The organism is Nocardia canadensis, assembly GCF_032656385.1.
Taxonomy (GTDB): Bacteria; Actinomycetota; Actinomycetes; order Mycobacteriales; family Mycobacteriaceae; genus Nocardia; species Nocardia canadensis.
Window position 1 is genome coordinate 1,529,466 of sequence record NZ_JAVCWB010000010.1, and the last position, 22,653, is coordinate 1,552,118.

At 69.7% G+C, this 22,653-nt stretch carries 22 protein-coding genes and 1 tRNA gene; 6 read left to right on the top strand and 17 right to left on the bottom strand.

The features are described from left to right. Window positions 1–112: 112 nt before the first annotated feature. Entirely contained in the window at window positions 113–3,253 is a 3,141-nt protein-coding gene (locus Q7X29_RS30365; RefSeq protein ID WP_316576090.1) for a BTAD domain-containing putative transcriptional regulator, read from the top strand. Here Q7X29_RS30365 and Q7X29_RS30370 read toward each other — a convergent pair. Beyond that, window positions 3,237–4,016, bottom strand: a complete 780-nt coding sequence (locus Q7X29_RS30370; protein ID WP_218721779.1) for an ABC transporter permease — start codon at window positions 4,014–4,016, stop codon at window positions 3,237–3,239. The two genes, Q7X29_RS30365 and Q7X29_RS30370, sit on opposite strands and share 17 nt — an antisense overlap. Continuing rightward, window positions 4,013–4,957 (bottom strand): ATP-binding cassette domain-containing protein, encoded by a 945-nt coding sequence (locus Q7X29_RS30375; protein ID WP_316576091.1) that lies wholly within the window; start codon window positions 4,955–4,957, stop codon window positions 4,013–4,015. The genes Q7X29_RS30370 and Q7X29_RS30375 overlap by 4 nt, the downstream gene beginning before the upstream one ends. A 171-nt stretch (window positions 4,958–5,128) precedes the next feature. Between Q7X29_RS30375 and Q7X29_RS30380 the strand changes: the two genes are divergently transcribed. Further along, a complete protein-coding gene (locus tag Q7X29_RS30380; RefSeq protein WP_374104924.1) occupies window positions 5,129–5,578 on the top strand; it encodes a GtrA family protein in 450 nt (149 codons plus the stop codon). Window positions 5,579–5,590: 12 nt separating this feature from the next. On the opposite strand, the gene Q7X29_RS30385 is transcribed toward Q7X29_RS30380, so the two are convergent. From Q7X29_RS30385 to Q7X29_RS30410, 6 genes are all read right to left on the bottom strand, one after another. Beyond that, window positions 5,591–7,180 carry an ArnT family glycosyltransferase gene (locus tag Q7X29_RS30385; RefSeq protein ID WP_316576092.1) on the bottom strand — a complete coding sequence of 530 codons (1,590 nt, stop codon included), beginning with the start codon at window positions 7,178–7,180 and terminating at the stop codon, window positions 5,591–5,593. A 511-nt stretch (window positions 7,181–7,691) separates the two neighbouring features. Then, window positions 7,692–7,764, bottom strand: a tRNA-Ala gene (locus tag Q7X29_RS30390). 97 nt (window positions 7,765–7,861) lie between these two features. After that, window positions 7,862–8,914, bottom strand: a complete 1,053-nt coding sequence (gene sepX / locus Q7X29_RS30395) for a divisome protein SepX/GlpR (RefSeq protein ID WP_316576093.1) — start codon at window positions 8,912–8,914, stop codon at window positions 7,862–7,864. 137 nt (window positions 8,915–9,051) lie between these two features. Beyond that, window positions 9,052–9,702: a GNAT family N-acetyltransferase gene (locus tag Q7X29_RS30400; RefSeq protein WP_218721735.1), complete on the bottom strand. Its 651-nt coding sequence runs from the start codon at window positions 9,700–9,702 to the stop codon at window positions 9,052–9,054. Window positions 9,703–9,714: 12 nt separating this feature from the next. Further along, window positions 9,715–10,974, bottom strand: a complete 1,260-nt coding sequence (gene glp / locus Q7X29_RS30405; RefSeq protein ID WP_218721734.1) for a molybdotransferase-like divisome protein Glp — start codon at window positions 10,972–10,974, stop codon at window positions 9,715–9,717. Between the two features lie 37 nt (window positions 10,975–11,011). Beyond that, entirely contained in the window at window positions 11,012–11,938 is a 927-nt protein-coding gene (locus Q7X29_RS30410; protein ID WP_218721732.1) for a UTP--glucose-1-phosphate uridylyltransferase, read from the bottom strand. Between the two features lie 87 nt (window positions 11,939–12,025). On the opposite strand from Q7X29_RS30410, the gene Q7X29_RS30415 reads away from it, so the two are divergent. The 4 genes from Q7X29_RS30415 (at window position 12,026) to mscL (ending at window position 14,346) form a co-directional block, all read left to right on the top strand. After that, the gene (locus tag Q7X29_RS30415; protein WP_394358761.1) at window positions 12,026–12,625 is read left to right on the top strand and encodes a 5-formyltetrahydrofolate cyclo-ligase; all 600 of its coding nucleotides are present in this window, start codon (window positions 12,026–12,028) and stop codon (window positions 12,623–12,625) included. A gap of 69 nt (window positions 12,626–12,694) precedes the next feature. Then, window positions 12,695–12,982: an FmdB family zinc ribbon protein gene (locus Q7X29_RS30420; RefSeq protein WP_316576095.1), complete on the top strand. Its 288-nt coding sequence runs from the start codon at window positions 12,695–12,697 to the stop codon at window positions 12,980–12,982. Window positions 12,983–13,071: 89 nt separating this feature from the next. Next, entirely contained in the window at window positions 13,072–13,743 is a 672-nt protein-coding gene (locus Q7X29_RS30425; protein ID WP_316576096.1) for an SAF domain-containing protein, read from the top strand. Between the two features lie 159 nt (window positions 13,744–13,902). Further along, window positions 13,903–14,346 (top strand): large conductance mechanosensitive channel protein MscL, encoded by a 444-nt coding sequence (mscL, locus tag Q7X29_RS30430; RefSeq protein ID WP_218721727.1) that lies wholly within the window; start codon window positions 13,903–13,905, stop codon window positions 14,344–14,346. A gap of 76 nt (window positions 14,347–14,422) precedes the next feature. Here the strand turns inward: mscL and Q7X29_RS30435 are convergent, their stop codons facing one another. The 9 genes from Q7X29_RS30435 to Q7X29_RS30475 all read right to left on the bottom strand — a co-directional run bounded on the left by Q7X29_RS30435 (window position 14,423) and on the right by Q7X29_RS30475 (window position 22,603). Then, a complete protein-coding gene (locus Q7X29_RS30435; RefSeq protein ID WP_316576369.1) occupies window positions 14,423–15,064 on the bottom strand; it encodes an MspA family porin in 642 nt (213 codons plus the stop codon). A gap of 80 nt (window positions 15,065–15,144) precedes the next feature. After that, window positions 15,145–15,813, bottom strand: coding sequence for an MspA family porin (locus Q7X29_RS30440; protein ID WP_218721725.1), 669 nt, complete (start codon window positions 15,811–15,813; stop codon window positions 15,145–15,147). 305 nt (window positions 15,814–16,118) lie between these two features. Further along, window positions 16,119–16,778 (bottom strand): MspA family porin, encoded by a 660-nt coding sequence (locus Q7X29_RS30445; protein ID WP_218721724.1) that lies wholly within the window; start codon window positions 16,776–16,778, stop codon window positions 16,119–16,121. A gap of 65 nt (window positions 16,779–16,843) precedes the next feature. Beyond that, window positions 16,844–17,524: an MspA family porin gene (locus tag Q7X29_RS30450; RefSeq protein ID WP_218721722.1), complete on the bottom strand. Its 681-nt coding sequence runs from the start codon at window positions 17,522–17,524 to the stop codon at window positions 16,844–16,846. Between the two features lie 520 nt (window positions 17,525–18,044). Then, window positions 18,045–18,227, bottom strand: a complete 183-nt coding sequence (locus Q7X29_RS30455) for a hypothetical protein (RefSeq protein WP_218721720.1) — start codon at window positions 18,225–18,227, stop codon at window positions 18,045–18,047. A gap of 7 nt (window positions 18,228–18,234) precedes the next feature. Then, a complete protein-coding gene (locus Q7X29_RS30460) occupies window positions 18,235–18,777 on the bottom strand; it encodes a MogA/MoaB family molybdenum cofactor biosynthesis protein (RefSeq protein WP_218721718.1) in 543 nt (180 codons plus the stop codon). Further along, window positions 18,777–20,351, bottom strand: coding sequence for a S1C family serine protease (locus Q7X29_RS30465; RefSeq protein WP_316576097.1), 1,575 nt, complete (start codon window positions 20,349–20,351; stop codon window positions 18,777–18,779). Before Q7X29_RS30465 ends, Q7X29_RS30460 begins: the two co-directional genes overlap by 1 nt. Before the next feature lie 95 nt (window positions 20,352–20,446). Further along, on the bottom strand, window positions 20,447–21,907 hold the full coding sequence (locus tag Q7X29_RS30470) for a sensor histidine kinase (RefSeq protein WP_218717090.1): 1,461 nt from the start codon (window positions 21,905–21,907) through the stop codon (window positions 20,447–20,449). Window positions 21,908–21,916: 9 nt separating this feature from the next. Continuing rightward, window positions 21,917–22,603 (bottom strand): response regulator transcription factor, encoded by a 687-nt coding sequence (locus Q7X29_RS30475; protein ID WP_189025881.1) that lies wholly within the window; start codon window positions 22,601–22,603, stop codon window positions 21,917–21,919. Window positions 22,604–22,653: the final 50 nt, after the last annotated feature.

Below are 22,653 nucleotides of genomic sequence, written 5' to 3' on the forward strand. Positions count from 1 at the left end.
GCGTTGTTGATGGCACTACTGTCGCGAGCCCGCCTGACACCGACCTGACACCGCGCTGACGCACGCGCTGACGCGATATCCGGACCGGCGACCGATTGACGCGCGAGGCACAATGGGCCGGGTGCAGATCGGGATATTGGGGCCGCTGGAGATCCGGACGAAAGACGGCGGATCGATAGCGGTACCGGGCGCCCGGCTGCGGGCGCTGCTCGTCGCCCTGGCTCTCGAACCGGGCCGCGCCGTCTCGAAAGAGCGCCTGGTCGACTGGATCTGGGGCGAACAGCCGCCCGCCGACGCGGCGAACGCGCTGCAAGCACTGGTCTCGCGACTGCGCCGGGTCCTGCCCGACGGCGCCATCGACGTGCAGGCCGGCGGCTACCGGCTCACGGTGGCGCCCGACGCCGTCGACGCCGTGCGCTTCGAGCAGCTCGTCGATCGGGCGCGCGGCGGCGACGACGCGCACCGGGCCCGGCTGCTCCGCGAAGCCACCGGCCTGTGGCGCGGGGACCCGCTGCGCGACCTCGGCGACAGCGCGGCCGTGGACGCGGTGATCACCCGCTTCGACGGCCTGTACCTGGCCGCCCTGGAGGACCGCTACGAGGCGCAGATCCAGCTGGGCGAGGGCGCCGACCTGGTCGCCGAGTTGACCGAGCTCGTGGCCAGGCACCCGGTGCGCGAGCGGCTGGTCGCCGCGCTGATGCGCGCCCTCGGCGCGGCGGGCCGGGCACCGGAGGCGCTGATCGTGTACCAGCGCGCCAGGGAAGCGCTGGCCGACGAACTCGGGGTCGATCCCTCCCCTGAGCTCTCGGCGCTGCACGTCGCGCTGTTGCGCGGCGAGGTCGGCGCGCGGCCCCAGGAGCGCACGACCAACCTGCGGGCGGAGCTGACGAGTTTCGTCGGCAAGGAGGCCGATATCGCCGTGGTCCGCGAACTCATCGCGGCGCACCGGCTCACCACGCTCACCGGTCCGGGCGGATCGGGCAAGACCCGGCTCGCCGTGGAGACCGCCCGGACCATGCTCGGTGACCTGCCCGACGGCGCCTGGCTGGTGGAACTGGCCGCCGCCGACAGCGACGGCGACCTGGCGCAGGCGGCGCTGGCCGCCCTCGGTCTCCGGGACGCGTTGCTGGGCAGCGCCTCCACCGCCGACCCGATGGACCGGCTCGTCGCGGCGATCCGCGACCGCGAGACCCTGCTGATCCTGGACAACTGCGAGCACGTGATCGAGGCGGCGGCGACCTTCGCCCATCGGATCCTCGGCGAGTGCACCCGGCTGCGCATCCTGGCCACGAGCCGGGAACCGCTCGGCATCACCGGCGAGGCCCTGTGGCAGGTGCGGCCGCTGAGCCTGCCCGCCGCCGTGGCGCAGCCGCGCGAGATCGAGTCCTCCCCCGCCGTCGCCCTGCTGCGCGACCGGGCGAGCGCGGTGCGCACCGACCTCGGCACCGATCCGGACACCTGGGCGACCATGGCGCGCGTCTGCCGGGCGCTCGACGGCATTCCGCTGGCGATCGAGCTGGCCGCGGCGCGCTTGCGCACCATGTCCCTCGATCAGCTCGCCCACCGGCTCGACGACCGGTTCCGGCTGCTGACCGGTGGCAGCCGCACCGCGATCGCGCAGCACCGGACGCTGCGCGCGGTGGTCGACTGGAGCTGGGAGCTGCTCAGCGACGCCGAACGCCGGGTGCTGTCGCGGCTGTCGGTGTTCGCCGGTGGCGCGAGTCTGGAAGCGGCCGAACAGGTGTGCGCCGGTGCGCAGGTCGAGCAGTGGGAGGTGCTCGACCTGCTCACCGCGCTGGCCGAGAAGTCGCTGCTGGTCGTCACCGAGGACCCCGCCCCGCGCTATCGCCTGCTCGAGACGATCAAGCAGTACGCCGCCGACCGCCTGGTCGAAGCCGGCGACGCCGAGTCGGCCCGCCGGGCCCACCAGGCGTACTTCGCCGGCCTGGCCGCCACCGCCGAACCGCACCTGCGCCGCGCCGAACAGCTGGAGTGGCTCGCCGTGCTCGACGCCGAACACGACAACATCGCGGCCGCGATGCGCGGCGCGCTCGCGGCCGCCGACACCGCCGGGGCGATGGGGCTCGCGGCAGCCGCGGGCTGGTACTGGTGGCTGGGCGGGCACAAGGCCGAGGGCACCGAGCTGGTCATCGCGGCCGCCGAACTGTCCGGTGAGGTCGACGACGAGACCAGGGCCACCGTCTACGGCCTGGTCGTGCACTTCGTGACCTCGGGACGCAATGACGAGCACCAGGTGGCCGAATGGATCGACAAGGCCTACGAGTACGGCCGCGACAGCCGGGGCGGCCATCCGGCGCTGCGCTTCACCGCCGCGCTGAAACACATGCTCCAGGGCCCCGACGCCTATCTCCCCGCCTTCGAAGCGGTGCTCACCGACGAGGACCCCTGGGCCCGCGCCCTGGCGCGGCTGCAACTGGGCAAGCTGCGCACCGTGCTCGGCCACGACGGCCCGGAAGCCGACGAGTACCTCGAGCAGGCGCTGACCGAGTTCCGCGCGCTGGGTGAGCGCTGGGGGATGTCGTTCGCGCTGACCGAACTGGCGAGCCGGACCGCCATGCGCGGCGAATTCGCCGCCGCGAGTGAGCTCTACGAGCAGGCGATCGCGGTGGTCACCGAGGTCGGCGCGATCGAGGACGTGGTCGGCATGCGGACCCGGCAGGCCCAGCTGTACTGGCGGCTCGGCGACGCCGAGGCGAGCGCGGCGGCGCTGGCCGACGCGCAGCGCTGCGCGGACCGGGCGGGCTGGCCGACCGCGCTGGCCGAAGTCGCCCTGACCCGGGCGGAACTGGCCCGCTGGAACGGCGAGACCGAACCGGCGCATCAGCAGATCGACCTCGCGCGCGGCCTGCTCGGCAGCGATGCCGACCAGCCGAATGTCAGTGCGCTGCTGCATGTCCTGCTCGGCTACCTGGCCGTCGACCTCGACGAGGCGCGTGCCCGACACGCCTCGGCCGTGCGGGCGGCGACCCTGGCCGGCCACGCTCCCCTGATGGCCCACGTCCTCATCGGCATCGCCGACCTGGCCTTGCGGTCCGAGCAATACGAGCAGGCCGCTCGACTACTGGCGGCGAGCACCGCCACGCGCGGCGTCCCCGATCTGTCCCACCCGGACGCGGCCCGCATCGAGGCGACCGCACGAGATCGCCTCGGTGACAAGGAGTTCACCGAGGCGATGCGGGTGGGTGCGGACGCTGATCCGGCCGAGCTGGTCGCGATCACGCTCGCTTCGTGAAGCTCGCCCGCGACCACAGGTAACCGACGACGGCGAACCCGGCGCACCAGGCCAGTGCCGCGACGGTGTGGCCGCCGGAGGGCTGCCCGGTCAGGAAGCCGCGCACCGACTCGATGATCGGGGTGAAGGGCTGATACTGGGCGAACTGCCGGATGCCCTGGCCCATCTTGTCGGCAGGCACGATCGCGCTGCTCAGGAAGGGCAGCATGATCAACGGCACCACCGACATCCCGGCCGCCTCCGGAGTCTTCGCGGCCATGCCGAGCGCGACGGTCAGCCAGGCGGCGGCGAAGGCCGTCGCCAGCAGCACCCCGAGCGCGCCGAGCCACTGCACCGCGGTCGCCGGCGAGCGGAACCCCAGCGCGAAACCGACCCCGAGCACGGCGGTGATCGCGACGACATTGGTCAGCATGCTCGCGGCCACGTGCCCGGTCAGCACGGCACCCCGGGACACGTCCATGACCTTGAACCGGTTGATGACGCCCTTGGTCATATCGGAGCTCACCGACACCGCGGTGCCGGACAGCCCGTAGCTGATGGCCAGCATGAGCATGCCGGGCACCGCGTAGTCGATGTAGTTCTCGCCGACGTCGAAGGCGTCGCCGAAGACATAGACGAAGATCAGCATCATCATCACCGGCATCAGCGCCGCGTTGAAGATGGTGACCGGCGAGCGGGTGATGTGGGTGAAGTTGCGGCGCAACATGACCGAGGCGTCGAACAGCGCGGCGGACAGGGTGCTGGGTGCGGTGCGGGTGCTCATCGTGCTTCGGCCTCCGTGGTGGGGTGCCCGGTCAGGGCGAGAAAGACGTCGTCGAGGTCAGGGGTGCGCAGGGAGACCTGCTCGGCCTCCAGCGCGTGCGCGGCCAGCTGATCCAGCAGGGCCCGCAGGGATGTCGAGTCACCGTCACCGGGGACGTTCAGGGCCAGCGCGTCCTCGTCGGGAGTGGCGCCCGGCAGGATCCGCGCCGCGGTCGCCAATTCCGTGGCGTCGGCGAAGCGCAGCCGGATGTGGCTGCCGGGGATGCGGCGCTTGAGTTCCTCGGCGGTGCCCTCGGCGACGATGCGGCCCTGGTCCAGCACGGCGATCCGGTCGGCCAGCTGATCGGCCTCTTCGAGGTACTGGGTGGTGAGGAAGATCGTCACGCCGTCGGCGGTCAGTTCGCGCACGATGTCCCACATGGTGCGCCTGCTGCGCGGGTCGAGGCCGGTGGTCGGCTCGTCGAGGAAGACGATCTCGGGCCTGGTCACCAGGGTCATCGCCAGATCCAGCTTCCGGCGCATCCCGCCGGAGTAGCTCGCGGCCGGCTTACGCGCGGACTCGACCAGGTCGAAGCGTTCCAGCAGTCCGGTGATCACCCGCTTGCCCGCCTGCCCGCGCAGGCGGTGCAGGTCGGCCATCAGCCGCAGGTTCTCCTCGCCGGTGAGCAGGTCGTCGACGGCGGCGAACTGGCCGGTGACGCCGATCGCCTTGCGGACGGCCTTGGTGTCGGTCGCGAGGTCGTGGCCCGCCACCCGCGCGGTGCCGCCGTCGGCGGTCAGCAGGGTGGTCAGCACGTTCACCGTGGTGGTCTTGCCCGCGCCGTTCGGGCCGAGCAGCGAGAAGATCGTGCCCGCGTCGACGCGGAGGTCGATGCCGTCGAGGACCGTCTTGTCCCCGTACGCCTTGCGCAGCCCGGAGGCCGCGATTGCTGTGTTGTTCATGGTGATCACCGTCGCCGGTGGACCTGATACCGGGCTGACACCGCCCTGACACCCCCGCTGACGCCGCCGCCGCGCGCCGCGCCAGCGGCATGTCAGTCCGGCGTCAGGTCGGCGTCAGCGCGGACGGCGACGGTAGTCCTCGTGAACAGCACCGCCTTCGCCGCCTCGCCCCTGCGTCCCGCCCTCGTCGTGCTGCCGCGCGGCGACCGGTCCGGCCGCGCGTGGCCGTTCCTGCGCGGCGATCACCCCCTCGCGCAGCTGATCCGCTTCGCGCTCGTCGGCGGTGCCAGCAATATCGCCTACGTCGCGCTGTTCGTGGCCTGCGCTGGACTGGGACCGCTGGTCGCCAACATCGCGGGCTCGCTCGTGAGCACCGTGATCGCCAACGAGCTACACCGTCAGCTCACCTTCCGGGCGGCCGACCGGGTGGGCCGGCTCACCGCGCAATGCCAGGGCGGCGGTCTGGCCCTCATCGGCCTGCTGACCAGCTCCGCCGCCCTGGCCGGGCTGGAATCACTGGCGCCGGGCCTCGGTCAGACGACGCAGGCGGGTGCCGTGCTCGTCGTGATGGCGCTGGTCGGCGGCCTGCGTTTCCTGGCCCTGCGCGGCCTGGTGTTCTGAGCCGCCCGCCGCTCAGCGGGTGGGCCGGGTGGTGGCCCTGGGGTCGCGCCAGAGCCCGAGGTCGAAGTACAGGGTCGTCATGTCGTCCCACATGACCGACCACGGCTGCTTCGGTCCCTTGCAGCGCCAGACCGCGACCATCCGGTCGATGCCGGGGATCCCCATCGGATCGTCGAGGTGTGCGACGCGCTCCACCTCGGTGAACCGGGCGCGCAGGTCTGCCTCGGCGGTGTCGAGCCCGAGGTAGATCACCGAGGTGGCCGAGTCCGGCGGCGGGCCGAAGAAGCCGAAGCCCCGGCTCGGGCTGTACGTGGCGGGCAGCCCGTACCGCGCCCCGAACTGCTCGACGGCACCCGCCTGCCAGTACCCCTGCACGACCACCGCGGAGTTCGCCTTTTCCGCGGGCGTCAGCGTGTGATAGCCGGTGCCGACGGCGGACACCATTTCCGACCAATTGGTGGTTCCCCAGAATGCCGAGCGGAAGCCGAGATCGATGGCGTCCTCGGCCTGAATGCGCCAACTCGGCGGCAGCGGCGTCACGGTGATCATGGCAATGAATGTCACCACCGAGATTCCAGCCAGCGGAATCAATGCCAAGTTCATCCACCGTTTACGGTCGAACTGCCAGAGGCCGACGGCACCGAGGGCGAACATGGCGGGAAAGAAGCCCGTCGGGTAATAAGGCCGACCGTGCGTGACGACGACGAATACGGTCATGATCACCAGCGCCACCGCGATGAACCGATACGGGCGCAGCGATTCCTGCTTGTACACCGCCCAAAATCCGAAGGCGAGCAACAACGCGCCGAGTACGCCCGCCAAGCCGAGCCACTGCGGAAAGAATCCCGGCGGACCGTAGCCGGTCGCGTCCTGCTCCGCGCCGATGATCGAGCCCATGGCCAGCTGCGGCCAGTTGTGCTGGGACTGCCAGATCAGGATCGGGATCAGGGAGGCGGCGAGGATACCGGTCGCCACCCACAGCGCGGGCCTGCGCAGGATCTCGCGGGGGCCGCACAGCACGACGGCCAGCCCGAGGCACGCCCAGACCAGCGGGATCATCCACTTCACCTGCATGTCCAGGGCGGCAACGAGTCCGGCGATGATCAGCAGCCGGTCCTGCCGGGTCCGCACCCAGCGGATGAACAGCCAGGTGATCACGGCGGTGAAGGTGGCGTCGAAGGAGAAGGTGCTCAGCACGACCTGCGTGGCCACCAGATACGACGTCGCGTAGGTGCCGGCGGCCAGCAGCTGCACACGGTGGCTGCCCCGCAGTTCGTAGGCGATCAGCGCCGACACGACGACCGAGCCGACGCCCATCACGACCGCGGGGAACCGCAGCGCCGTCGTCGATCCCGGCGCGAGCAGGTCGGCGATCCAGGCGAACAGCGGCACCACCACGCCCTGATCGGCGTAGGTGTAGTCGAGCCGCCTGCCCGCGGAGAGGAAGTAGAGCTCGTCGCCGAAGAACTCGTAGCGTCCCGCCGTCACGGTCAGCGCGATCGCGGCGATCGTGGCGAGCACCGCGACCCCGCGAAAAGCGAACGACGGGTTGGTATTCGGAATTTCCTCCGGCACGGCGCGAACCGCGACGACCGCTGTCATGAATTGCCCCTGATACTCCGACAGACGCGTTCGGCACCTCTCCCGCTGGTGCCGTCACCTCTGTTCGCTGATGAACCGATTCCTCCCCGGCAGCGAACTTGATGAGCGCGAGCGCTCGCGGTCCTGCTCGGATTATCCAGTTTCCGAAAACGTTAATGCCTGCCGGCAGGGTCCGCAAATACACCGCACACCGATAGCGGTTCGCTGTAAGTGAGCAGGACGAGGTGGCCGTGAAATTGTGACCTGGGTAATAAATTCCAGGTGAGTCTATACGACCCAGCCCTCATATCGGGCCATTCGAAATGCGGAACGCAGAACGAGTCATTCGCATACGCGTCGGTAACTATTCATCGGTCCGACAGAAACGAAGTACCCGCGCGGTAAACGGCGCAAACCATATTTTTATGGGCATGTTCGCACGGGGCCCGCCGCGTAGGATCCACCCGCTGCCGGGCACGGCCGACGGCCGGAAAAGCAGAAGGGCCCGGTCTGCCGACCGGGCCCTTCGTTGTGGAGCTAAGGGGAATCGAACCCCTGACCTTCTCGATGCGAACGAGACGCGCTACCAACTGCGCTATAGCCCCGTGCGGCTCTGGCGAACCGCGCTGTGACACTGTATCAGGCGTTGCGCCCAGATACCGAATCGGTACTCTGACCTGCTGTTCTGCGTGGTTCGACCAGTTATTCGCCGACTGCGCGGCCGAGGTCTTCGACCCGGGTGCGGAGCGCGCGTGCGGTGGCCGGATCGAAGGTTTCCAGGTGCTCGAACATCGGGTCCTCGTCGTCGGTGTCGAGCAGGGTGGAACGGCGGCGCAGGGCACGCGCGGTATCGCGGTCCATGGTGCGCCGCGTCGTGGCCGCCTCGGGGGTGGCGGTGGCCTCGCGGCGCTTGCCCCGGGTGAGGCGAGCAGCACGCCTGCGGCGGATCTCCTCCTCCACGTGGACCTGCTTGCGCAGGTAGGCCAGATAGCCCACCAGCACGGCCGTGGACAGCCCGCACGCCCACCAGAACATCGAATTCAGCAGCAGGCCGAACGCGGCGAACAGGATGGTGGCGATGATGAGGCCGAGCACCGCCCGCTGCCGGAAGCTGTAGCGGGCGGCGCGCGCGATGGCGTCGGCCTCGGGGTCGTAGCCACCGCGCCCGCGCCGGTTCGGCACGAAGTCCTCGTCGTCGTCGGCCGCCGCGTCGGTGGTCTCCTCGGCGACGTCCTCGAGGCGGGCGGGCGGGGCCGGTGGGATACGCGCGGCGACGGGCGGGTCGGTCGCGTCGTCGGCCGCGGCCGTCGCGTCGTCGGTGTCCGGCTCCGCCGCAGCGTCATCGATCGGCGCATCCGCGGCATCCGCGGCATCCGCGGCCGCGGCGCGGTCTTCGGCCACGGTGTCGTCGAGGTCTGCCTCTTCCGTCGACGCGGCTTCCAGTTCCGGTGTGGGAGTGAGCAACTCGTCGTCAGCTTCGGTGACGGGCTCGTCGGCCGATGTCGTCATCCGATCCTCCGAATCAGTACGGTGGGGGCGCTTGGTCAGCACACGGGGGCGGTAGTCGGGGTCACTCTCGTGACCGCCTGCCGCCCCGATGCGAATCCGTCGTTCGGCCCCGCCACGGTGCAGCACGCGCGTGGCGAGTGCGGCATCGGTGGTGCGGCGGATCCGGGGATGCCGGTCCGCCAGGATCGGGAACAGGACGAAGACCCACAGCACCACAAGTCCGATCCACAGGATCGAATTCGGCATCGCGGTCATCACCTCCCGTCCCCGCCTGCGCGTTTATCCATAGTTGGACGCACTACCGACGTCCGTAGGTTAATTCGGGCGCGCCTGCCCTCGCGGCAGGCGCGCCGTGCACACCTGCCACATGAGTAACAGAAATTTCACGGCAGTGCCGCTCGACCCTCTCTGACCAGGCGATCCACGACGGTGCCCATGACTTCTTCGACCGTCAAGCCCACCAGCAGATGATCGCGCCATTCGCCGTCCACATCGAGATAGCGGCGCAGCAAACCCTCTTCGCGGAATCCGACATTGCGCAGCACCGCCTGGCTGGCCAGGTTCTCCGGCCGCACCGTGGCTTCCACCCGGTGCAGCCCGACCGGCCCGAAGCAGTGATCGAGTCCCAGCGCGAGCGCGGCGGTGGCCACACCCTGACCGCCGAGATCCTTGGCCACCCAGTAACCGATCCAGGCCGAGCGCAGCGCGCCGCGCACGATATTGCCGATGGTCAGCTGTCCGCTGAACTGGCCGTTCACCTCGATCACCAACGGGATCATCGCACCCCGCCTGGCCTCGGCTTTCAGGCTCGTCCACAGCGACGGCCAGTTCGACGCGTGATTGCGCGCCTCCCAGCTCCCGCGTCCGGTCGGCTCCCAGCGCTCCAGATGGTCGCGATCGCGCAGCCGGATCCGGCTCCACGCGGCGGCGTCACGGAAGCGCACCGGGCGCAGCGTGACCTGTCCGCCCGCGACGATCACCGGACCGAGCCGGGCCGGCCATCCGGGATGCTGACCTGCCCGGAATACGTTCATCGAGTCCACTGTTCAGCCGCGCTGCGCCAGGAACGCGACCCGCACCTCGTCACCGGTGCGGAAATCGGTGTCGTCGGGCTCCACCACGATCAGGCTGTTCGCCTCGGCCAACGTCGCCAGCAGATGGGAGGACCCACCGTTGCCGTTGCCCAGCGGCTGCACCAGGTAGTCACCGGTGGCCTCGTCGCGCAGCAGCTGCGCGCGCAGGTAGCCCTTGCGACCGGGCATCGAGGTGATCGGAGTGATGGTGCGGGCGTTGACGATCCGGCGCATCGGCTGCCGACGGCCCAGCGCGATCCGGATCAACGGACGCACCATCACCTCGAACACCACCAGCGCGCTCACCGGATTCGACGGCAGCAGGAAGGTCGGGACCTCGTCGCGGCCGAGCCGGCCGAAGCCCTGCACCGAGCCCGGGTGCATGGCCACCCGGTCCACCTCGAGCTCGCCGAGCCCGTCGAGCGCCTCGCGCACCTGGTCCGAGGCCCAGCCGCCGACCGCGCCGGCGATCACCACGACCTCCGAGCGCACCAGCTGACCCTCGACCACATCGCGCAGCCTGCGCGGATCCGCGCTGACGATGCCGACCCGGTTGACGTCGGCGCCCGCGTCCCGCGCGGCCGCGGCCAGCGCGTAGGAGTTCACGTCGTAGACCTGACCGGGGCCGGGCGTGCGATCGATATCGATCAGCTCGCCGCCGATGGAGATCACCGACAGCCGCGGCCGCGGATGCACCAGCACCTTGTCCTGCCCGACCGCGGCCAGCAGCCCCACCTGGGCGGCGCCGATGATGGTGCCCGCGCGGACGGCGACATCGCCGGGCTGCACGTCGTCGCCGATGCGGCGGACGTAGTCGCCCGAGCGGACCGGCTCGAAGACCTTGATCCTGGCCCGGCCGCCGTCGGTGAAGTCCAGCGGCAGCACCGCGTCGGCCAGGGTCGGCAGCGGGGCGCCGGTGTCGACGCGCACGGTCTGGCGCGGCTGCAACCGGATGGGCTGGCGCGAACCGGCGACCACCTCACCGACCACCGGCAGGGTGAGGTCGATCAGCTCGCCCGCCTCGTCGCGCACGTCGGTGCCCGCGGCGGAGACGTCGACGCTGCGCACCGCGTAGCCGTCGATGGCGGCCTGATCGAAGCCGGGCAGCGGCCGTTCGGTGACGACGTCCTCCGCGCACAGCAGACCCTGGGCCTCGGATATCGCGACCCGGACCGGCCTGGGTGCGACCGCGGCCGCGGTGACCTTGATCAGCTGATCCTCAACCGAGCGCATCGAGCTCCTGTGTCTATGTGTCCATCGCTTGTCGCGCTTACGCGTTCGGGGAGTTGGGGTCCCACTCCGGGCTGAGCCGGAACTTCAGCCACTCGCGCAATTGCGGGCCGTATTCCTCCCGCTCGAGGGCGAAATCGACGGCAGCTCGAAGATAGCCGCCCGGGTTACCCAAATCGTGGCGCGACCCACGGTGGACGACCACATGGACCGGGTGTCCCTCCGCGATCAGCAGGGCGATCGCGTCGGTGATCTGCAATTCCCCGCCCGCGCCCGGCGTGATCCGGCGCAGCGCGTCGAAGATCACGCGGTCGAGCAGGTAGCGACCCGCGGCGGCCAGCGTCGACGGCGCGTCGGCCAGCTCGGGCTTCTCGACCATGCCCTTGACTCGCAGCACGTCGGTCTCGGCGCCCTCGGTCAGCTCCTCGACATCGAAGACGCCGTACGCGCTGACCTGCGACTTCGGCACGTCGATCGCGCACAGCACCGAGCCGCCGCGCTCCCGGCGCACCCGGCTCATGGTCTCGAGCACGCCGCACGGCAGCACCAGGTCGTCGGGCAGCAGCACCGCGATGGCGTCCTCGTCGTCGTCGAGCACCGCCTCGGCCTGGGCGACCGCGTGGCCCAGCCCCAGCGGCTCCTCCTGCACGACCGAGGTCACATCGAGCAGACCGGGGGCCTTGCGGACCTTTTCCAGCAGGGCGAACTTGCCGCGCTCGGCCAGGGTGCTCTCCAGCACCAGGTCTTCGACGAAATGGGCGACGACGCCGTCCTTGCCGGGCGAGGTCACGATCACCAGCCGCTCGGCGCCGGAATCGGCGGCCTCGGCGGCGACGAGCTCGATGCCGGGGGTGTCGACCACCGGCAGCAATTCCTTGGGCACCGTCTTGGTAGCAGGCAGAAACCGCGTCCCGAGTCCGGCCGCGGGTACCACCGCAGTGCGGAAACCGGAAGTCTTGTCTGTCATGCGCATACCCTATCCATTCAGCGTGCCGTCCGATCGCCCGTCGCGACGATCCGGCGTCGGCAAGAGCTTAGGGTGGTCGCTGTGGAGATGCCCGGTGAGCGCACCAAATATGCATGGCGCAGCCACATCCTCGCCGAACGAGCGCTGGTCGGGCCCGCCGATCACGCACGCGAGGCCGCGGCGCTGGCCGCCGCGATCGGCCCGCTGGCCGGGGCCGACGACGTGGTCTGCGCCTATGTCCCGATCCGTGGTGAGCCCGGCGATCTGCGCATGCTCGACGCGCTGCGTGTGCGCAACGCCACGGTGTTGCTGCCGGTGACCGGCGGGCCGGGACCGCTGAGCTGGGCCCGCTACGAGGGTCCCGATTCGCTGCGCAAGGCCCGCTTCGGTCTGCTCGAACCGACCACGGCGACGCTGCCGCCCGCCACCGTGACCACCGCCGCGACCATCCTGGTGCCCGCGCTCGCGGTGGACCGGCGGGGCGTCCGGCTGGGCCGCGGAGCGGGGTACTACGACCGCACGCTGGGCGCCGTCGGAAACAGCACTCGCCTGATCGCCGTCGTCCGGGATAATGAACTCGTCGACCGGCTGCCGGAGGAACCGCACGACCGGCGGATGGGGTGGGCGCTGACGCCCGGCGGTGGGCTGCGTGAACTGGGCGGTGACCGGCCCGTTCCGCCGGAATGAAACGGCGATTTCCGACGTTGGCAGTGTCGGCGGTAGAGTGCTAGATCGACGAGACTTGCGGAGGATCCTGTGCCAACTTATTCATACGCGTGCACCGAGTGTGACAACCGCTTCGACATCGTTCAGTCCTTCTCCGACGATACGCTGACGGAGTGCCCGCAGTGTTCCGGGAAGCTGCGGAAGCTGTTCAACTCGGTCGGCATCGTGTTCAAGGGCAGCGGTTTCTACCGCACCGACAGCCGGGGTGGCGCGTCCACCGCGAGCGAGCCCGCGAAGTCCTCCGCGGACAGCGGCAGCACCAACGGCAGCAGCTCCACCAGCACCAGCACCAGCTCGACGCCCGCCGCCGCGAGCTGATCTCCGCCGGTTTGTCCACAGCCCCGAAGTTGTCCACAACCAGCACTTTCGGCGGCTGATCCGCACTGCCACGCTCCTAGGCTTCGGGCATGACTCGCAGTCTCGCCGATCTGGGACGTGGCAGTTCCTGGCGTTTCGCCCTCGGTAACCGCCCGGCCTGGGCCGATGCGCTGCTCGCGCGGCGCATCGCGGCCGCCGTGCTCGCGCTGCTCGCCCTCGCGCTGTTCGTCCGGGGCGATCCCGGCACCACCCGGCACGACGTCGTCGTCGCCGCCCGTGAGCTGGCTCCGGGCCGACTGCTCACCGCCGACGATCTGCGCGTCGACCGGCTCGAATCCCGTTCGCTGCCTTCGGGTTCGGTCACCGATACCGCCGTCCTGGTCGGCGCGACACTCACCGGCGCGATGCACGCCGGCGAAACCTTCACCGATCTGCGCGTTGTCGGCCCGCGGCTGGCCGCGGCCGCGGCGGGCTCCCCCGACGCCCGGATCGTGCCCATCCGCCTGGCGGATTCCGCGGTGGCCGAGGTGTTGCGCGCGGGCGACCGGGTCGATGTCGTCGGCGTCGAAGACTCGGGCGGACCGGGTGCGAGCAAGCCCGCCCGCACGCTGGCCACCGACGCCGCCGTGGTCCTCGTCACCGCGACGGGCGAGCGACGTTCGGGCGCGGAACGGGTGGTCCTGGTCGCGCTGGACGCCGAATACGCCACGGCGGTGGCCGGTGCCTCGTTACGAACGGCGCTCACGGTCGTCTTCCATTGACCCCGCCGGCCCGCACCGTGGACGCCACCTGGGCACTGTTCGCGAGAAATTTGCCGCAATGCTGATTAGCATCACACACGAACCTGCTCGACCGTTCAGCGCATTCGAACCAGGAGCACAGCGCCCCCGGCCGGCTCCTCGACGAAGGAGACATCGGCAATGCTCAAAGGTTTCAAGGATTTCCTGCTCCGCGGCAATGTGATCGACCTGGCCGTCGCCGTCGTGATGGGTACCGCGTTCGTGGCCATCGTCACCGCGTTCACCAACGGGATCGTCAATCCGCTGCTCGCGGTCTTCGGCGGGTCCAACGAGATGGGGCTGGGTATCCAGCTGGTGGCCGACAAACCGGCCACCTTCGTCGAGATCGGGCCCATCATCACCGCGGGCATCAACTTCCTGATGATCGCCGTGATCCTGTACTTCGTGCTGGTGCTGCCCGCGACCATGGCGAAGAAGCGCTTCTCCAAGGCCGACGAGAAGCTCTCCGAGAACGAGCTGCTCATCCAGATCCGGGATCTGCTGGCCGAGCAGGGCAACACCTCGAACGGCAAGCACGGCATCGCCACCGAGTCGGCGACCAGCAACGGCGAACACACCCGCTGAGCTGCCTCGACGACGAAGGTCGGGGCCGGTTCCGGGAACTCGGCCCCGACCTCGTCGGGTGCGCTGGTGGCCTGCGTCAGCCGAGGCTGAACGGCTGACCCCACAGGGTGACCCAGCTGATCACGTTGTCGGTCTCCACCTCGACGCTCACGAACGAGCGCGCCTGGGCGTACCCACCACAGCCCGACAGACCGATGGTCTCGTCGGCCCAGGTCACCGAGCCGCTGCCGCCCTTGAAGGCGTTGCGGGTCTTGTGGGACTCGTTGCCGTAGTCGTCGGGCTGTTCCAGATCGAGAACGTAGAAGGACTTGGACTGGCCGGGGCCGACGGTCAGTTCGCCGCCGGAGGTCACGCCGCCGGAGACAGTGCCTTCCCAATCGCTTTCGCCCTCGGCGCCGCCGGCGGCCGCGCCACCGGCGATGTTCACCTGGCAGCCGACGGTATAGCCGGGGAAGATCTTGCCGCCCCCGTCGCCGGAGACGGTCACCTGCGCGCTGCCGGAGACCCAGGCATTGCGATGGGCCGGTGTGGAGCCCAGCGACGGATTGATATTGGCCGATTCGTTGACCAGGCTGATGTCGACGACGGTGCCATCGGACAGAGTCTTGGTGATATGCCCGCCCGGCAACGGAACGAAGGTGTCGGCATCGGCCGCACCGGTGGAGAACAAGCCCAGCGCCACAGTCGCCGCGGCCGTGATCCCGGCGGCGCGCGACATGCTCTTACGGTTGATCGTCACAGTTGACCCCTCGAGGGTGAATTCGTGTGCGGTAGCCAGATTTTCGGGTTCGGCCGCGATCAGCCGATGCTGAACGGCGCACCGTACAGCGTGGTCTTGGAGTAGTGGTCGCCGATGATCTCGACCACGGTGTACGACCGTGCCTGGGCGTAGCCGGCGCAGCCCTGAATCTGGATCTCCGCGTCCTGGTATTCCACCGAGTAGACGCCGGGCTTGAGGATGTCCTTGGCATCGATCTGCACGAAGGCGACCTCGCCGGGGCCGAGATTGAGACCGATCGAGCCACCGGCGCTCGGGCCGCTCGTGGACAGGCCGCCGGACAGGCCGGCGCCGACCGCGTCGTCACCGATGCTGATCTGGCAACCGACGATGTAGCCGTGGTTCAGATTCGATGCACCGTGTGTCGAGGAATTGTTGGAGCCGGGACGATTCGACGGACCGTTCCACGGGCCGACCTCGCCCTCCGGCGTTTCCTGCACATCGGCCCGCGCGTTGCCCGACACCCAGACGACGCGGCCCGCGCCGTTGGCGGCCAGCGACGGGGAGACCAGGGCGTGCTCGCCGGTCCGGCTGAGATGAACGCCGGGGCCGTGCTTCTCGCCGTCCGGCAACGGAACGAAGGTATCCGCATCGGCTGCACCGGCCGACAGCAGGCCGATCGTCACGGCCACTGCGGCGCCGGCGCCGACGGCGCCGCGGCGCACGCGGTTGGTGCGGTTCTCGCTCATACTTCCCCTCGAGGTGTACGCAAAATCGACCTCGACCGTCGAGGTCGATATCTGTGCTGCGCCCGGACCCAGCCCAGACGGGTCCGCGGACCGCGTCGCTGGCAACAGGGCAGATTCGCCCAGCCGGGAGGTGTATCGAGAAGCTGAAAAGCACGAAATTCGTGGTGATAACGACCACAACAGCAGTCATTTCGCCACAAACATAATGAGGGGACCCCGCAATGTCCAGCGCTATGCCATCGACGGCACAACAAAACGGGCCGGTCGCAATCGCGACCGGCCCGTGGTGTTCGTGATCGAACAGATCAGCCCAGGCTGAACGGCTGACCCCACAGGGTCACCCAGCTGATGACGTTGTCGGTCTCGACCTCGACGCTCACGAAGGCACGAGCCTGCGCGTAGCCGCCGCAGCCGGTCAGGCCGATGGTCGAATCCGACCAGGTCACCGAGCCGGCGCCGTCCTTGAACTTGTTCGACTTGCCGTGTGACTCGCTGCCGTAGTCGTCGGCCTTCTCGATGTCGAGAATGTAGAACGACTTCGACTGGCCGGGGCCGAGCGAGAGCTCGCCGCCGGTGCCGACGCCACCGGAAGCGTTGCCCTCCCAGTCGCTTTCGACCGTCGCGTCGCCGGAGACACCGCCGCCGGCGATGTTCACCTGGCAACCCACGGTGTAGCCCGGGAAGATCTTGCCCGAGCCGCCGTCGGAGACGGTGACCTGCGCGCTACCGGAGACCCACGCGTTGCGGTGCACCGGGGTGGAGCCCATCGACGGGCTGATGTTGGCCGACTCGCCCACCAGGCTGATCTCGACGACGGTGCCGTCGGACAGGGTCTTGGTGATGTGGCCGCCCGGCAGGGGAACGAAGGTGTCGGCGTTGGCCGCGCCCGTGGAGAACAGGCCGACGGCCACGGTGGCCGCGGCGCTGACGCCCGCCATCCGCGCCATGAACTTACGGTTGATCATAGGAATGTCCCTCGAGGATTGAGTTCGCCGCAGCGAGAAGAAGATTCGTGCCGGTTCGAAAGACGTCAGCCGATGCTGAACGGCATGCCGTACAGGGTGGTCTTCGAGTAGTTGTCACCGATGATCTCGACCACGGTGTACGCCCGGGCCTGCGCGTAGCCGGCGCAGCCCTGGATCTCGATCTCCGCGTCCTGGTAATCGATCGCGTAGGTGCCGGCCTTCTGGATGTCCTTCGAGCTGATCTGCACGAACTTGACCTCGCCCGGGCCCAGGTTGACGCCGATCGAGCCGCCGGCGCTCACGCCACCGGTGCTCAGACCGCCGGAGACGCCGGCGCCGATCGCGTCGTCGGCGATGCTCACCTGGCAACCGACGATGTAGCCGGTGTTCAGCTGGGAGGTGCCGTGGGTGGAGGAGTTGTTGGAACCGGGGCGGCCCGACGGGCCGTTCCAGGGGCCGACCTCGCCCTCGGGGGTGTCGGCGACCTCGGCCAGCGCGGTGCCGGAGACCCAGACGACGCGTCCCGCGCCGTTGGCGGCCAGCGACGGCGAGATCAAAGCGTGCTCACCCGTGCGGGTGATGGTCACGCCGGCAGGGCTCACCTTCTGGCCGTCCGGCAACGGCACGAAGGTGTCGGCGTTGGCGGCACCGGTCGACAGCAGGCCGAAAGCCACGGCGGCCGCGGCAGCGCCGACGCCCGCGGCACGGGCGCCGCGGCGCACACCGGTGGTGCGGTTCTCGCTCATACTTCCCCTCATCAGTGTCTAACAGCCGATCTCGACTTTCGAGACCGGACGGGTGGACCTCACAGGCCCAGCTCAGTGTGTCGCCCCTTTGTTGCCGTTACGTAACCAACTGTTATTTCGACGATACGGCCGGGGCCGGTGTGGCGAACCCGAGCCAGGGTTCCACCGGGTGGTTCAACGCACAGAAGTGGGGTACTGCGGGGACCAATAGTTGATGGCTCGATGGCGAACATTAAACGCTGCGCCGTCGTTCCGGCAACGAAAGAGTTCGTAAATTTCATTGTGACACCCAGCACAGTTCCACACATGGTCACATGCTTTGAAGTGCATAAATGCATCCGAGATCCCGCGCGTCAACGGGGGTGGACCAGAAGTGGTTACTGGCGAGTTTCGAACACTCATACGACAAAGGACCACGCTTTCGCGTGGTCCCGGGGAATTGTCACCTGTTCGCAATCACACCGAAAACGACATTTCGGTGAGCGCCTATTACGTAGCGGCTACGTAGATAACGGTACGGTCACCCGTGGTGCGGTGGCACCTGCGAACGTAACCATTCGTCGTTATCCGAACGCCCGCCGCGCTCGTCGCCGGTGGTTTCGGGCAGCACGTCACCGAAGATGCGGGCCAAACGCGCGGCCTCGGCGGCCTTGCGGCGGAGGGCCTCCTGGTCCTGCGGCGACGTGCTGTCCGACGACGTCATCGTGTCCTCACTCGTCCAAACCGGAGAGCTCGTCGATCACCCGGCTCGCGAGCGGACCCAGCGTCGCCATGCCGTCGCGGATGGCGGAGCGGGTACCCGGCAGGTTCACGACCAGGGTGCTGCCGGAGATGCCCGCGACACCGCGCGACAGCCCAGCGTCCAGCGAACCCGCCACCCGGCCCGAGGCCCGCAGTGCCTCGGTGATGCCGGGCAGTTCCCGGTCGAGCACCTGCGCGGTGGCCTCGGGGGTGACATCGCGCGGCGACATACCGGTGCCACCGACCGAGATCACCAGGTCGACGCCGCCGATCACCGCGGTATTGAGCGCGTTGCGGATCTCGACCTCTTCCGCCTGCACCGTCACCGAGGCGTCGACGAGGAAGCCGGCCTCGCTGAGCAGTTCGGTGACGAGCGGGCCGAACGAATCCACGCCGCCATGCGCCGTCCGATCGTCGACGACAACAACCAGTGCACGCCCTGCCACGGGAGCATCGATGTCCATGCTCATCACCGTAGCGCCTACGCACGACAGCGCCGCGTTCGAACGCATCATCGGCCACCCTCCGCCGCCGCGCCGGTGAGGGTGACCTCGACCGTCTTGGCGTTGCCACCCTGCTCGTCGGTGTAGGTGAGCTCGACCTTGTCGCCCGGCTGATGCGAGCGCACCGCCGCGATCAGCGCGTCGCCGGAGTCGATCGGCCGATCGTCGAGCCGGGTGACGACCGCGCCCGCGGGCACGCCCGCCTTGGCGGCCGGGCCGTCCGGGGTGACCTCGAGTACCCGGGCCGCGGTGTCCTGCGGCCGCAGCTTGATGCCGATCTGGGCGTAGGTGGCGTGGCCGGTCTTGATCAGTTCGTCGGCGACCCGGCGGGCCTGATCCACCGGGATCGCGAAGCCGAGGCCGATCGATCCGCTCTGCGCGCCGCCCGCGGCCTCGCCGCCGAGGCTGGCGATGGCGGTGTTGATGCCGATCAGCTTGCCCTGACCGTCGACCAGCGCGCCGCCGGAGTTGCCCGGGTTGATCGCCGCGTCGGTCTGGATCGCGTCGATCACCGGGTTGACCTGGCTGGGGGTGCCCTCACCGCTGGTCGAGACCGGGCGGTTGAGCGCGGAGACGATGCCGGTGGTGACGGTGCCCGCCAGACCCAGCGGCGAGCCGATCGCGATCACCGGCTGACCGACCGCGAGGCCGTCGGAAGTGCCCAGTTCGATCGGGGTCAGCCCGCTCTTGCCGCTGACCTTGATGACGGCCAGATCCGAGACCGGATCGGCGCCGATCATGGTGGCGGGCGCGGTGCTGCCGTCGCTGAACACCACCTCCATCTTCGCCGAGGCGCCCGCGCCGGCGGCGACGTGGTTGTTGGTGAGGATCAGGCCGTCGGTGGACAACACGACGCCCGAGCCCTCCCCGGAGGCGCGCGCCCCGGCGACTTTGATCATCACGACGCTGGGCAGCACTCGCTGAGCTACCGCCTGGGTGGAGCCCGCGGGGGCGTTGGCGACGTTGTTGACCGCGGGTTTGGGAGCGTCGAGCGCGTTGGTCACCGGCGCTCGGTCCGAGCCGGTGGCCAGCACGCCGACCACACCGCCGACACCGCCGCTGACCAGCGCCAACGCCGTCGCCCCCGCGACGAGTCCGAGCCGCAGCGGCTTGCGCTGCGGCGCCTGCGCAGGCGCGGCGGCGAACGGGCCGGACTGCGTGCCGAACGGCGGCTGCCCCGGCGCCTGGTGGCCTTGCGGCGCGCCGAAAGCGGACACGCCCGGCAGCGGTGCCGTGCCGTGCGACTCGGCCGACCCGTAGGGCGGCTGTGCCGCGCCGTACGGCTGCTCGGCGCTGTGGGAGGGCGCGGCGCCGTACGGCTGCTCGGGAGCGTGGGGCGGCACCGGGCCGTAGGGATGGCCGCCGCCGGACTGTGCTTGGCCGGAGGCCGGTGCCGGGCCGGCGGGCTGGGCGGGGCCGGGGTACGGCGCCTGCTGCCCCGGATACGGTGCGCCGGCCGCGGGCCCCTGGTCCGCAGGCGCCGGGCCCTGGCCCGGGAACCTCGCCTCGGCGGGATGATCCGCGCTGCCCGGTCCGGGGTCGGCGGGCTGGTCAGCAGGTCGCTGCTGGGGATCGTCGGTCATGGTGTCTGTCTCCTCACGCTTGCTGTCCAGCTTCGTGACGGGTACTGAGAGGCGGCTGAGATCGCCCCGTCAGTTCGCCGAGACTCCGCGGCCGATCACACCGAGCCGGGCTCGGCTTCGTCCGGGATCGCGGGGGCCTCACCGGGCAACACGATCCGGACCAGGGCGCCGCCGCGGTCGGAGGTGTCGATCGCGATCGTGCCACCGTGCTTGGTGACCACCTGCTTGACGATCGCCAGGCCCAGCCCGGATCCCGGCATCGAGCGCGAGGCCGTGGTCCGGTAGAAGCGCTCGAACACCAGCTCGCGTTCGCCGCTGGGGATGCCGGGACCGGCGTCGGCGACGGCCAGTTCGAGCAGCCCGGGTCCGGCCGGGCGCATGGTGATCCTGACCTCGGCGTCGCCGGGACTCCACTTGGCCGCGTTGTCGAGCACGTTGAGCACGGCGCGTTCCAGGCCCGCCTCGTGCCCGTAGACGAACCACGGGCGCAGTTCGGCGGTGAAGGTGATGCCGGTGCGCCTGCGCCGCGCACGCTCGAGCGCGCGCTCGGCCACCTCGCCGAGATCCACCCGCTCGTAGACGGTTTCGGGCGCGTCCTCGCGGGCCAGGTCGACCAGGTCGCCGACCAGCGTCGAGAGCTCCTCGATCTGGGCGACCACGTCCGCGCGCAGCTCGGCCATGTCCTCGTCGGGCAGCCGGGGCGCGCCCGGCCTGCCCGAGGCGATGAGCAGCTCCATATTGGTGCGCAGCGAGGTGAGCGGAGTGCGCAATTCGTGGCCGGCGTCGGCGACGAGCCTGCGCTGACGATCCCGGGATTCGGCCAGCGCCCGCAGCATCGTGTTGAAACTCTCGGTGAGCCTGGCCAGTTCGTCGTCACCGGTGACCGGGATCGGGGTGAGGTCGTCGGTGCGGGCGACCCGCTCGGTCGCGGCGGTCAGCCGGGCGATCGGGCGCAGGCCGGTGCGGCCCACCGCGGTGCCCGCCGCGGCGGCGAGCACGACGCCGCAGGCGCCGACGACGAACAGCAGCCACGCCAGCCGGTCGAGCACCTCCCGGGTGCGGTAGAGCTTCTGGGAGATGATCAGCGTCGCGCCGCTGTGCGTGCGCGCGGCGAGTACGCGCTGGTCACCGACGGTGCGCAGCGACGAGTTGATCTTGCCGTCGGCGACCGCGAGCTCCTGCGCGCCGACCGGCGGGATCGTCTGCTGCGGCGGCATGTACGGCTTGTGGTCGGCGTAGATCAGCGCGACGCCGACGTCATTGGAGAACAACCCGGCCAGCACGATCGACTGGAAGCCCAGCGTCTCGAAGTTGTTGTTGATCATCGTGGCCGCGCGGGCCTCGAGCTGGGCGTCGACGTCGGCGTAGAGCGCGCGCGCCACCATCGCGTAGGCCGCGATGGAGGTGACCGCGACGGCGATCAGCACCACCGAGGCGGCCAGCAGCGTCACCCGCCAGCGCAGCGACACCGAGCGGGTGAGCGGCATGGGTGGGCGCATCTCCCCCGCGTCCGGCGGGAGTCGCAGGACGGCGACAGCGGGTTCCTTGGGTGCCATGGCGGCCGCCTACGGAGGGGTCTCGCGCAGCACGTACCCGACGCCGCGCACCGTGTGGATCAAGCGTTCCTCGCCGTCGGCCTCGGTCTTGCGCCGCAAATAGCCGATGTAGACCTCCAGCGCATTTCCCGAGGTGGGAAAGTCGTAGCCCCAGACCTCTTCGAGGATGCGGCCGCGGGTGAGCACGCGACGGGGATTGGCCATCAACATCTCGAGCAAGGAGAACTCGGTGCGGGTGAGGCTGATGGCGCGTTCGCCGCGCGAGACCTCTCTGGTCACCGGATCCAGCGACAGATCAGCGAACACCATCGCTTCCGATGCCTCGCCCGGGTCGGGTGCGCGCCTGCGCAGCAACGCGCGTAAACGCGCCAGCAATTCCTCCAACGCGAAAGGCTTCGGCAAATAATCGTCGGCGCCCGCGTCGAGGCCCGCCACCCGTTCGGAGACCGAATCGCGGGCGGTCAATACCAGAATCGGCAGATCGTCGCCGGTGCTGCGCAGCCGGCGGCACACTTCGAGCCCGTCCAGTCTGGGCATCATCACATCGAGAACCAGGGCATCGGGCCTGGCCGCGGTGACTTTCTCCAACGCGTCCATGCCGTCCACCGCCAGGTCGACGGTGTAGCCGTTGAAGCTCAGCGACCGACGCAGTGATTCCCGCACGGCGCGATCGTCGTCGACTACCAGAATGCGCATGTGCTCAGTTTGCCGTGATCGACTGAGAACGTACTGAGAGGGGCACGCCC